Source organism: Nitrincola tibetensis, assembly GCF_003284585.1.
GTDB lineage: Bacteria > Pseudomonadota > Gammaproteobacteria > Pseudomonadales > Balneatricaceae > Nitrincola > Nitrincola tibetensis.
In genome coordinates, this window is sequence record NZ_QKRX01000005.1 from 201,843 (window position 1) to 213,729 (window position 11,887).

Annotated in this window: 13 protein-coding genes; 8 read left to right on the forward strand and 5 right to left on the reverse strand. The window is 45.7% G+C overall.

Annotated features, from left to right (window positions below; all coding sequences use genetic code 11):
• Nucleotides 1-16: 16 nt before the first annotated feature.
• The gene (locus tag DN062_RS08915; RefSeq protein ID WP_112158980.1) at nucleotides 17-457 is read left to right on the forward strand and encodes a type II toxin-antitoxin system RatA family toxin; all 441 of its coding nucleotides are present in this window, start codon (nucleotides 17-19) and stop codon (nucleotides 455-457) included.
• A 12-nt stretch (nucleotides 458-469) separates the two neighbouring features.
• Entirely contained in the window at nucleotides 470-778 is a 309-nt protein-coding gene (locus DN062_RS08920) for an RnfH family protein (protein WP_112158981.1), read from the forward strand.
• 29 nt (nucleotides 779-807) lie between these two features.
• On the opposite strand, the gene DN062_RS08925 is transcribed toward DN062_RS08920, so the two are convergent.
• Nucleotides 808-1,137 (reverse strand): outer membrane protein assembly factor BamE, encoded by a 330-nt coding sequence (locus tag DN062_RS08925; protein ID WP_112158982.1) that lies wholly within the window; start codon nucleotides 1,135-1,137, stop codon nucleotides 808-810.
• An 89-nt stretch (nucleotides 1,138-1,226) separates the two neighbouring features.
• Here DN062_RS08925 and fur point away from each other — a divergent pair, with 89 nt between their 5' ends.
• The gene (gene fur, locus DN062_RS08930) at nucleotides 1,227-1,646 is read left to right on the forward strand and encodes a ferric iron uptake transcriptional regulator (RefSeq protein WP_112158983.1); all 420 of its coding nucleotides are present in this window, start codon (nucleotides 1,227-1,229) and stop codon (nucleotides 1,644-1,646) included.
• Nucleotides 1,647-1,754: 108 nt separating this feature from the next.
• Here the strand turns inward: fur and recN are convergent, their stop codons facing one another.
• A complete protein-coding gene (recN, locus tag DN062_RS08935) occupies nucleotides 1,755-3,422 on the reverse strand; it encodes a DNA repair protein RecN (protein ID WP_112158984.1) in 1,668 nt (555 codons plus the stop codon).
• A 172-nt stretch (nucleotides 3,423-3,594) separates the two neighbouring features.
• On the opposite strand from recN, the gene grpE reads away from it, so the two are divergent.
• The 4 genes from grpE to dapB all read left to right on the forward strand — a co-directional run bounded on the left by grpE (nucleotide 3,595) and on the right by dapB (nucleotide 8,315).
• Nucleotides 3,595-4,209, forward strand: coding sequence for a nucleotide exchange factor GrpE (grpE, locus tag DN062_RS08940; protein WP_112158985.1), 615 nt, complete (start codon nucleotides 3,595-3,597; stop codon nucleotides 4,207-4,209).
• Nucleotides 4,210-4,305: 96 nt separating this feature from the next.
• Entirely contained in the window at nucleotides 4,306-6,243 is a 1,938-nt protein-coding gene (gene dnaK / locus DN062_RS08945; RefSeq protein ID WP_112159042.1) for a molecular chaperone DnaK, read from the forward strand.
• A 105-nt stretch (nucleotides 6,244-6,348) separates the two neighbouring features.
• On the forward strand, nucleotides 6,349-7,479 hold the full coding sequence (gene dnaJ, locus DN062_RS08950) for a molecular chaperone DnaJ (protein WP_112158986.1): 1,131 nt from the start codon (nucleotides 6,349-6,351) through the stop codon (nucleotides 7,477-7,479).
• A gap of 26 nt (nucleotides 7,480-7,505) precedes the next feature.
• The gene (dapB, locus tag DN062_RS08955) at nucleotides 7,506-8,315 is read left to right on the forward strand and encodes a 4-hydroxy-tetrahydrodipicolinate reductase (RefSeq protein ID WP_205126695.1); all 810 of its coding nucleotides are present in this window, start codon (nucleotides 7,506-7,508) and stop codon (nucleotides 8,313-8,315) included.
• Nucleotides 8,316-8,362: 47 nt separating this feature from the next.
• Here the strand turns inward: dapB and DN062_RS08960 are convergent, their stop codons facing one another.
• On the reverse strand, nucleotides 8,363-8,935 hold the full coding sequence (locus tag DN062_RS08960; RefSeq protein ID WP_112158987.1) for an NUDIX hydrolase: 573 nt from the start codon (nucleotides 8,933-8,935) through the stop codon (nucleotides 8,363-8,365).
• Nucleotides 8,936-9,034: 99 nt separating this feature from the next.
• Between DN062_RS08960 and DN062_RS08965 the strand changes: the two genes are divergently transcribed.
• Nucleotides 9,035-9,640, forward strand: a complete 606-nt coding sequence (locus tag DN062_RS08965) for a CoA pyrophosphatase (RefSeq protein WP_112158988.1) — start codon at nucleotides 9,035-9,037, stop codon at nucleotides 9,638-9,640.
• Here the strand turns inward: DN062_RS08965 and DN062_RS08970 are convergent.
• On the reverse strand, nucleotides 9,637-10,893 hold the full coding sequence (locus DN062_RS08970; RefSeq protein ID WP_112158989.1) for an HlyC/CorC family transporter: 1,257 nt from the start codon (nucleotides 10,891-10,893) through the stop codon (nucleotides 9,637-9,639). The genes DN062_RS08965 and DN062_RS08970 overlap by 4 nt on opposite strands.
• A gap of 71 nt (nucleotides 10,894-10,964) precedes the next feature.
• Nucleotides 10,965-11,759: a cytochrome C assembly family protein gene (locus tag DN062_RS08975; RefSeq protein ID WP_112158990.1), complete on the reverse strand. Its 795-nt coding sequence runs from the start codon at nucleotides 11,757-11,759 to the stop codon at nucleotides 10,965-10,967.
• Nucleotides 11,760-11,887: the final 128 nt, after the last annotated feature.

Sequence of the window (11,887 nt, forward strand, 5' to 3'; positions counted from 1 at the left end):
AGCGGATCTAAAGCGGATGACAGAAGTCCATAAAACAGCACTTGTACTGCATACAGCTGAGCAAATGTTCGACCTTATTAATGATGTAGCTCGCTATCCTGATTTTGTGCCTTGGTGCTCCAAAGTTGAAGTTAAGCATGATACAGAGGACTCAATTGAGGCCACTCTTTACGTATCTAAGGCTGGCCTCAACTATCATTTCACTACTCGAAACAATAAAAAGCGTCCTGTCTATATGGATATGGCCTTGATCGAAGGACCTTTCTCGACTTTTAGCGCAGTATGGATATTGACGCCATTGAGTGATGAGGCCTGTAAAGTTGAGTTTTCGATGAAGTTCGATTTTTCAGGTAAGTTGGCTAGCTTTGCCATGGGCAAGGTGTTTAATTCAGTGGCAACCACGATGGTAGATGTGTTTGTACAGAGAGCTGATGATTTGTACGGGTCAGGTTTTTAGGAGATAGCAAGCATGATTAAGGTTGAAGTGGCGTATGCTATGCCAAATGAGCAAAAAATCATTTCAGTGAATGTAAACGAAAATACAACGATATTTGAAGCAGTGATTCAATCGAAAATTGTTGAGGCTTTTCCGGAAATCGATGTCGAAACGGCTCCAATGGGAATTTTTAGTAAATCAGTTAAAGATGTTAAAAACACTCTTGTACGTGAAGGGGATCGTATTGAAATATATCGTCCCTTAATTGCAGATCCAAAAGAGATACGAGCACGCAAGGCCGCTGAGAAGGCAAAAGAAGAAAAAGCCAACCAAAACAGCTAGTCTTGGTTGGCGTTCACAAAAGGCTTAACTTACTGAGCTGGAACAGAAGATGGTTTATAATCCCCTGTGATGCCAGATAAGCGGCCGTCTTCAAAGAACAGGGTTACTCGTTCTTTTGACGTTGTTTTGCCGCCTTTTTTAAGGCTGTAGATGTAATCCCAGCGCTCGTCGTTGAATGTATCCGTGACAAGGGGGGTACCTAATACAAACCTAACTTGGTTGTAAGTCATTCCGGGTCGGAGCTGGTCAACCATCTCTTGTGTGACTATATTTCCTTGAGGGATATCAATTTTATATACCCCTGGAAAACATCCGGAAATTAATAAGGTGGTTAACAGGACAGTTAAAACTTTGCGCATTTGTAAATAACTTCCACTTTGCTGTCTAAACATTGATAATGAAGTCTACCACCGCATAACCCAAACCGCATAGTGAATAGAGACAGATTATGGCACTCGAAAATCAAGAACTCCGTAAAGCGGGTCTTAAAGTCACCTTACCTAGGGTAAAAATCTACCAGCTTCTAGAAAAAGCAGGTGAAAGTGAGCACTTTAGTGCAGAAGATATCTACAAGATGCTGATGGAGCAAGGTGAAGATGTTGGGCTGGCAACCGTTTATCGTGTGTTAACTCAATTCGAATCAGCAGGTTTAGTGTGTCGTCATCACTTTGAGGGCGGTCATTCCGTCTTTGAATTGGCTCGCGATGATGATCATGATCATATGGTTTGCATTAAAACCGGACGAGTTTGTGAGTTCACAGACCCAAGATTGAATGAACTCTTAGATGAGATCGCTAAGACGAATGGCTTTAACATCTCAGATAGAACCTTGTATCTCTACGGTCAGTTTGAAGACGATAAAGCCTAAAGAATTGGCAAAAGCGGGTAAGAACACTTACTCGCTTTATTTTTTATGCTGTTACTTATAAAGCTTAGAAATTCTTAATATTGGCTTGTATTTCTTCATGTGAAGAAATTAATGCACTCTAAGCATTTCTCTCGCGTGTTCAAAGGATGTGTCAGTGAGCTCTATCCCCCCGAGCATTCGCGCCACTTCATGCACTCTTCTGTCATCATTTAGAAGATCAATTCGTGTTTGCGTTTGATTTTTTTGGCTTGTTTTGCTGACAAACAAATGCTGGTGTCCCTGTGAAGCAACCTGAGGCTGGTGTGTTACGCATAAAACCTGTGTGCGGTCACCAAGTTTTCTCAGCATTCGCCCCACGACCTCTGCTATAGCTCCGCCAATCCCTACATCAACTTCATCGAAGACCAGTGTTGGTGTGTTGGATGTTTCAGCAGTGACAACCTGAATGGCGAGACTGATACGAGACAACTCACCTCCTGATGCAACCTTGGCGAGCGGCTTGGCTTTTTGGCCTTTATTGGTGCTAATTAAGAACTCAACCTCTTCCAGACCTGCTGCATTGTAGGTTTTTTGAGAATTTGGCGTGAGTTGAACAGTAAAATGGGCCGCTAGCATACCAAGGTTATGCAGTTGGCTATCTACTGCCTTACTGAGTTTTTCTGAAAACTGCTGTCTCTTTTTACTTAGGCTTTCCGCAAGCTTAAGGTAAGAGGTTAAGGCTTGATCAACCTCTGTTTTGAGCTCGGCAATTGCTTCGTCTGAGCGGCTGATGTTGCTCATTTCGTCTTGCAACTGTTGATGTAAAGCGGGAAGTTGCTCTGGCAATACCCGATGTTTGCGAGCAACATCATAGATGCTGGTCAAGCGCTCGGTCACTTCTTGCAAGCGTTCGGGATTGATTTCGACGCAGTCGACATAATGTCGAATCTCGTGCCCGGCTTCATCAATTTGAATTAACGCGCTATTGAGAAGCTCATTGGCTTGCTGCAAACGCGGTGACTGGCTTTGAATATTATCAAGCAATTGTAAGCAGTGGTTCAGGATTGCGATCGCATTTTCGTCTTCGCTGTCGCTTGTTAATGCTAGTAATTGATGGCCAGAGCGAAGAATGTCACCCGCATTTTCCAGCGTTTGTTGTTCTTCTTCTAGAGCCGATAGTTCGGTTTCGGTTAGGCCAAGTTGTTCTAGCTCTTCCAGTTGATAACTTAGGAGTTGAATCCGAGCATTTTTCTCGCTGCTTTGCTCTGTCGCAACGTTTAACTCATTTTGTAAGTGATGCCAGCGTGAAAAGTGACGTTTAACCTCGTCAGCCAGTGATGTGTGGTTGGCATAGGCATCCAATAATACACGGTGGTGATCTTTTTTGAGTAAGCGTTGATGCTCGTGTTGACCATGAATATCAACCAAGAGTTGCCCAAGCTCCTTCAGCATGGCTAAGGGAGTCGGTTGGCCATTAATATAGCTACGGCTGCGGCCTTCGCTCGTGATAATGCGTCTGACCAGGCATTCTGAATCCTGCTCGAGATCATGTTCTTTAAGCCAATTGAGAGCTTCGGGAATGAGGGTGATGTCATAGCTGGCAGCAATTTCAGCCCGCTCGGCGCCGACTCTGACTGTGTCTGAGTCGGCGCGATCACCTAGGGTTAAGCCCAATGCGTCTAGCATAATGGATTTGCCTGCGCCAGTTTCCCCGCTGATTACAGTCATCCCAGCATTTAGATCTAAGTCAAGGCGTTCAACAATGGCAAAATTTCGGATTGATAATTGAGTCAGCATAATGATCAACACATGGTTATTTATACAGTAGTTAATGTATAAGCCATTTTGAAAAAACTCGCAAGCCTTGGGAGAAAAAAACTTTTCTTGGCCCTTGAAGATGAAGCTGATGCCCCCATTTAGAGTATTAAGTTTTTCGCTGGCATTTTGATTAGTTAATGGGAGAAGTAAGATGGCGACTGAGCAACAGAAGCAGTCTGAACAGCAGCATGCAGAGTCACGTGATGAGAGCCTAGTCGATCAGGTTGAGTCTTCTGTAAACGAGGCCGATCTTGCTGAAGAAATCAGCGAAGCATCTGCGCAACAAGGAGCAGAGCCAGCTGAGTTGCTTGTGTTGGCACAAGCGCGTATTGATGAATTGAGCCATGAGTTGAGTGAGCAAAAATTAAGAACAGCGGCTGAAGTTCAAAATATTCGCCGTCGTGCAGAGCAGGATGTTGAGAAAGCACATAAATTTGCACTGGATAAGTTTGCTCAAGAATTGTTGCCAGTGGTTGACAGTTTGGAGAGAGCGATTGATGCCTGCCAAGCTGAAGATGAAGCGACGGTCTCATTGCGCCAAGGGGTGGAAATGACCCTGTCCCTTTTCTTAAATAGTGTTGCCAAGTTCAATCTGGAACCTGTTAATCCGATCGAGCAACCTTTTGATCCGGAGTTGCATCAGGCTATTTCGATGGTTGATGTTCCGAATATGGCGGCCAACACGGTTGTTTCCGTGATGCAGAAGGGCTATACGTTGAATGGCCGCTTAGTGCGCCCTGCCATGGTCGTTGTCGCAAAAGGTTAATTTTTAGGCTTGAAATGCCTTGATTAAACCCCATATACAATTCATCGAAAAAATACGTTTTTATAACGATTACAGAATTTAAACCGCATGGCGGTTATGAAACAGACGGAGCATAAAATGGGCAGAATTATCGGTATTGATTTAGGTACAACCAACTCATGCGTTGCAATTCTTGATGGCGACAAAACACGCGTAATCGAAAACGCAGAAGGGGATCGTACCACACCGTCGATTATCGCCTTTACTAACGATGGCGAGACGCTTGTTGGGCAGTCGGCCAAACGTCAGGCGGTTACCAACCCAGATAACACGCTATTTGCGATCAAACGACTCATTGGTCGTCGTTTTGAAGACGATGTCGTACAGAAAGACATCAAAATGGTGCCTTACAAAATTGTCAAAGCTGACAATGGCGATGCTTGGGTACAAGTGCGCGACAAAAAAATGGCGCCACCACAGGTCTCTGCAGAGATCCTAAAGAAAATGAAAAAAACCGCTGAAGACTTCTTAGGTGAAGCCGTAACAGAAGCGGTTATTACAGTACCTGCGTACTTCAATGACTCTCAGCGTCAGGCGACAAAAGATGCGGGTCGAATTGCAGGTCTAGAAGTTAAGCGTATCATCAACGAGCCAACCGCTGCAGCCTTGGCTTACGGTATGGATCAGTCTAAAGGCGATAAAACTATCGCTGTATTTGACTTGGGTGGTGGTACCTTCGACGTATCCATCATTGAAATTGCAGACGTTGATGGCGAACATCAATTCGAAGTATTGGCTACTAACGGTGATACGTTCTTAGGTGGTGAAGACTTCGATTTGGCTATCATCAACTACTTGGCTGATCAATTCAAAAAAGAATCTGGCATCGATCTGCATCACGATCCTTTAGCTCTGCAGCGTTTGAAAGAAGCCGCTGAGAAAGCGAAAGTTGAGTTGTCATCGTCACAGCAAACCGACGTTAACTTGCCGTATATTACGGCTGATGCAAGTGGTCCAAAACACTTAAACGTTAAATTGACACGTGCTAAATTGGAATCGCTGGTTGAAGATCTTGTTGAGCGTTCATTAGAGCCTTGCCGTATTGCGATGAAAGATGCAGGTTTATCTGCGTCTGAAATCAACGAAGTGATTTTAGTTGGCGGCCAGACACGTATGCCACTGGTTCAAAAGCGTGTTAGCGAGTTCTTTGGTAAAGAGCCACGCAAAGACGTTAACCCAGATGAAGCCGTTGCCATCGGTGCAGCCATTCAAGGCGCGGTTCTGTCCGGTGATGTTAAAGATGTTCTGCTGCTTGACGTAACGCCTCTAAGCTTAGGTATTGAAACCATGGGTGGTGTTGCCACGCCATTGATTGAGAAAAACACCACGATCCCAACCAAAAAATCGCAGGTGTTCTCAACAGCGGATGATAAGCAAACAGCTGTGACCATTCACGTTGTTCAAGGTGAGCGTAAGCAGGCTTCACAAAATAAATCACTGGGACGTTTTGATTTGGCTGATATTCCACCGGCTCCACGTGGCGTACCGCAAATCGAAGTGACGTTTGATATAGACGCTAACGGTATCTTGAACGTGTCCGCTAAGGACAAAGCGACTGGCAAGCAACAATCAATCGTGATCAAAGCCTCTTCAGGTTTGAGTGATGAAGAAGTTGAACAAATGGTACGTGATGCTGAGGCGCATGCTGAAGAAGACCGTAAATTTGAAGAGTTGTCGCAAGCACGTAACCAAGGCGATGCCATGGTTCACACGGCTAAGAAGACTCTGAAAGATGCAGGTGATAAAGTATCTGCTGAAGAGAAAACCAATATTGAAAGCGCTATTTCAGCACTAGAAGACGTCCTGAAAGGCGATGACAAAGCTGAGATTGAAAGCAAAACTGAAGCACTGACAGAAGCGATTTCGGCAGTGGCTCAGAAAATGTATGCAGATGCGGCAGCAGCTGAAGGTTCAGCGGATACCACCGCTGAGCAAAAGCCAGCCGATGATGTTGTTGATGCAGAGTTTGAAGAAGTTAAGGATGATAAAAAATAAGCATCCGCTGCTGTAAAGTAAAATAGTGTGGCAGCGCGGGCAAAGGCCCGCGTTGTCGTGTCCGGCTCCCGGAGGAGTCATAGATAACCGGATCAGATTCGGACTATGTCAAAAACAGACTACTACGAACTACTGGGTGTCTCTCGTGATGCCTCAGACCGCGATATTAAAAAAGCGTATCGCCGCCTTGCAATGAAATATCATCCGGATCGTAATCCTGGAGATAAAGAGTCAGAAGATAAATTCAAAGAGCTGAGTGAAGCTTATGAAGTATTGTCTGACAATCAGAAAAAAGCAGCCTATGACCGCTTTGGTCATGCCGGTGTTGATGGCCAGGCTGGCGGCTTTGGCGGTGGTGGCGGTGGCTTTGAAGGTAACTTCTCAGATATCTTTGGTGATGTCTTTGGGGATATTTTCGGCGGAGGGCAGCGTCGCAGCAGTGTGCAGCGCGGTGCTGATCTGCGTTACAACCTAGACCTTACGCTTGAAGAAGCCGTGCGTGGTTGCGAGAAAAGCTTGCGTGTGCCATCTCTGGCCAGTTGCGATGTCTGCAACGGCAGTGGGGCAAAGCCCGGAACCAGTGCCAAAACCTGTTCAACTTGTGGTGGTGTTGGTCAAGTTAGAATGCAGCAGGGCTTTTTCTCTGTTCAGCAAACCTGTCCCAGCTGTCATGGTTCGGGCAAGATTATTCCAGATCCTTGCACGGCGTGTCATGGACATGGACGTGTTGAAAAGGTCAAAACGCTTCAGGTTAAAATTCCTGCTGGTGTGGACACAGGCGATCGTATTCGCTTAGCCGGAGAAGGCGAAGCGGGCGCAAATGGTGGTCCAACGGGCGATCTTTATGTTCAGGTTAATGTGCGTGAACATCCAATCTTCCAGCGTGATGGAAAGCACTTATACTGTGAAGTTCCGATCAGCTTCGTGGATGCCGCGCTTGGTGGCGAGCTTGATGTGCCTACTTTAGATGGCCGTGTCAAACTTAAAGTGCCTGCAGAGACCCAAAGCGGTAAGTTATTCCGTTTGCGTGGCAAAGGCATAACGCCTGTTCGTGGGGGTGGCGTCGGTGATTTAATGGTCAAGGTGATTGTTGAAACACCTGTTAATCTGAACAGTCGTCAGAAAGAGTTGTTACGTGAGTTCCAGGATGCAACCGAAGAGGGGCAGCATAAGCACAGCCCTAAACGTCACGGTTTTTTTGACTCGGTTAAGAAATTTTTTGAAGACATGACCTGAGCCATTAGGGGCAGTAAGGATAAATAATGATCAAAATAGCAGTCACCGGTGCCGCTGGGCGCATGGGTAAAACCTTAATCGAAGCGGTCACACAAGCAGAAGGAGTCACCCTGTCTGCAGCTATTGTTGAGCCAAGCAGCTCGCTATTGGGTGCTGATGCTGGGGAATTGGCAGGTGTCGGTAAGCTTGGCGTCACGCTCGTGTCGTCCTTGGCTGAAGTGGTGAAGGATTTTGATGTGCTAATTGACTTTACCGCCCCCGATGTCACGCTCCAAAACTTGGCTTTTTGTGTAGAACATAAAAAGCAAATAGTGATTGGAACGACGGGCTTATCCGACGTACAAAAAGAAACCCTCGCAGGTGCAGGTGAGCAAATAGCGATTGTATTTGCGCCGAACATGAGCGTGGGTGTGAATTTGTGCTTCAAGCTCCTTGAAATTGCTGCAAAAGCCTTGGGTGATGACGGTGGTTATGATATTGAAGTGATTGAAGCGCATCATCGACATAAAGTGGATGCGCCTTCAGGCACGGCTATTAGAATGGGAGAGGTCGTTGCAGACGCTCTAGGTCGTGATCTAAAAACCTGTGCAGTCTATGGCAGAGAAGGGTATACAGGGCCAAGATCAGCAAAAGAAATAGGCTTTGAGACCATTCGTGCTGGAGATGTCGTCGGAGATCACACCGTTCTGTTTGCAACAGAGGGCGAGCGCATCGAAATTACACACAAAGCCTCAAGTCGAATGACCTTCGCAAAGGGTGCGGTTCGAGCAGCGGGTTGGTTACAGGATAAGTCTGCCGGTCTTTATGATATGCAGGATGTATTATCGCTCAGATAAGCTAGTATCAGCAGACTCTCAATTAAATTGATGAGTCTGCTGTGCATTTATTGATGGCTGCCAAGTTCACAGTACCATTCTCCCGAGGCGTTACGGCCCATCTGTAAATGCCGCATTGGGAACACCCCTTCTTTCCTGTCTTCAAAATAAAAGCGCAACGCGTTGGTAATAGTGGGGAATGCGAGTTCGTCCCAGGGTATTTCATCTTCTGAAAACAACTTAACTTCAAGCGATTCTTCACTGATACTGAAATGAGGTTCCGGCAATGTTGCTAGGTAAATTATTTGCACCTGATCCACATGCAGTATGGAGGTTAGTGTGTAGAGCTTTTCGATATGAACCTTTGCATTCGCTTCTTCGTAAGTTTCCCTAAGAGCCGCTTGCTCAGTTGATTCTCCATTTTCCATAAAGCCCGCAGGCAGCGTCCATAGCCCATAGCGAGGTTCGATTGCACGCTTGCACAGCAGTACCTGATTCTTGTAGACAGGAAGGCAGCCTGCAATGATGCGCGGGTTTTCATAATGCACTGTATGGCAGTTATCACAAACATAGCGATGTCGGTTATCGCCCGCGGGTATTTTATGTGAGACGTTTGCGCCGCACTGAGAGCAAAATTTCATAGGATCTTCCTTTTTTGTTCAACCGTATTTTAGACAGGAGAGAACAGACTAGTCGACCCCCTTTTTACGCGTTATCATGAATTAAGTTCAGGAGGTGGTATGCTTGCAGGTGCATTAAAACAATTATCCACACATCGTCCTTGGCGTCTTCGTACACAAGGAGAGGAAGCGGCTATATTAGTCCCCCTTACGCTTGATGAGAACAATCCTGAGTTGATCTTGACGGTAAGGGCACATCATTTAAACACGCATAAGGGTGAAGTCTGTTTTCCAGGAGGAAAACGTGATGCCATTGATTGCTGTTTAAAAACCACTGCGCTACGTGAGGCCCATGAAGAAATTGGACTGATTCCAGATCAGGTCAAGGTGCAAATGACGTTGAGTCAGGTTGTGTCTAAGCATGGTTTACAAGTCACCCCCTGGGTTGCTTTAATTCCACCACAAGCCGAGTTAATTCCTAATCCGGCTGAAATCGCGCGAATTTTTCGTGTTCCGATTCGTTATTTTCTAGAATGTCCAGCGCCCATTACGCATCGATTTGAACGTAATGGTCAAGAATGGCTTGTACCGGCGTGGCCCTATGAGGGGGAGCTGATCTGGGGGTTAACAGCCCATGTGATCAATGAACTTCTCACCGTGGGCTTTAACAAACCATCTGAGTTTCCTATTCGTCCAGAAAGAGTTTTAGCCGAAAAAGAGGCTTAGTTCTTTTTGGCCATACGTGCTGTTTGAATAAATTTATCGTGTATTTGTAAGGTTTCAACGCGATAGCCATTAATGTCCAAGCAGACATTTGCATCGGGTAGTGACTCTAACGTCTCTGTAATTAAGCCATTGAGTGTTTTGGGGCCATCGGTAGGCAGGTCCCAATCCAATGCGCGATTAATGTCACGAACATAGGCACCGCCATCAATAAAGAAGCTGCCATCTTCTTGCGGGTGGATGTCTTCAATCAAATCGTTGTTTTGCTCAGAGAGCTCACCAACAATTTCTTCAAGAATATCTTCAAGCGTGACGATCCCTTCGACATCACCATATTCATCAACCACGATACCAATGCGACGGCTTTCCTTTTGGAAGTTAAGCAATTGCGTTTGTAAGGGGGTGCTTTCAGGAACGAAATAGGGATCACGCGCTACTGCCAGAATCGCTTCTTTCGTAACCTCGCCTTTTTGGATGAGTTGGGCAAGGTTGCGCATATGTAAAAGGCCGACAACCTGATTAATATCGCCATGAAAGATAGGTAAACGTGTATGCTGAGTCTTAGACAGCTGAGTTAGAATAGTGTCTAAGCTTTCATCGAGGTCGATACCCTCGACCTCATTGCGCGGAATCATAATGTCATTGACAGTTACTGCTTCTAATTCCAGTACGCCTAACAGCATTGATTGATTGCGTTTGGGCAATAAAGCCCCCGCTTCATTTACTAAGGTTCTGAGTTCTTCTGTACTTAAATGATCACTGCCTTGGCCATTCATGTTGATGCGAAGCATGCGCATGAGGCCGTTGGTGATGGTGTTGATGATCCACACCACAGGGTACATGATTTTAAGCAGTGGCCTGAGTATAAACGCGGCAGGGAAGGCGATGCGCTCTGGATGAATAGCTGCAATCGTTTTTGGGGTCACTTCTGCAAAAATCAGGATGATCAGCGTAAGTAGACCCGTCGCGATCGCAATACCTGCATCTCCCCACAAACGAACCGCAATGATCGTTGCAATGGCTGAGGCGAGGATGTTAACGAAATTGTTACCAATTAAAATAACCCCAATCAATCGATCAGGACGCTCTAGCAACTGACTGGCTTGGCAAGCACCGCGGTGCTTCTGTTTGACCAAGTGCCTAAGTCGATAACGATTCAGTGCCATCATCGACGTTTCGGAGCTAGAAAAAAAGGCTGAAAGAAAAATTAAACATAAAAGTAGAATCAGCAAAGAACCTATCGACGCGTCTTCCAAGAGATCAGACCTTTTTTATTGAATGGTCTTGTATTTTCTGAGTCGAGCCCAGTTCTGTCAATAGTTATATGTTAATTCGTTAGAATGAGTTCTAGTACGAGTTTGGAGCCGAAGAAACCCAGCATTAACAAGATAAATCCCCCAATTGTCCAACGAATGGCTGTATTACCACGCCAACCCAGTGTCGATCGCCCAATGAGTAAGCCTGCAAAAATGATCCAAGCACCAATAGACAGAAGTGTTTTATGAACTAAGTGTTGTGCAAACAGGTTATCGACAAACAAAAAGCCACTTAAAAGTGCGGCACTCAGTAAAACAGTGCCCACCCAGATCATTTCAAATAATAGGCGTTCCATGACCTGTAGCGGCGGTAAGCTCGAGACGAGCCCACGAGTATGATGTTGTTTAAGTGCAAGTTGCTGTCGAGACAATAGCAAGGCTTGGAGTACAGCTAAGGTGAAAATACTGTAGGCCAAAATCGACAATAGAATATGGACAATTAACCCACCCTCATATGGGCGATGGACACCTGATGATGGAATAAAGGCCGCACAGAGGGTGGCGAGCATTGCCATCGGTAGCACGCCAATAAAAAGGTTGTCTACGCGTTGCCTAAAGCTGCTGCCTATAACTAGCGCCGTGACAAGCCAAGCGATTAGCGATCCAACGCTGAAAATACCTAAATCTATCCCCTTTGCATGATGAAGCGTGAAATACACGGAGATACCATGTGCTAAAAAGCCAAGGATCGCCAAGATAAGAACCTTGATGCGAACATCTGAGGTTTTACCCTTGGCGCGCTGCCACTGAAGCCAGGATGCGATGGCGTAAAAAAAAGAGGTTGCAAGTGTGGTACTGATCAGCATCTTAGAAAATCTCCTTATCGGAGTGCAAGTTTGGCATAAAGTCCTCTCAGAAGAAATATAAGCTGCCGTCTTGAGAACAGCTTCTGTATAATGTTCCCCATAAAAGAATGACAGCTTTGACTTCATTG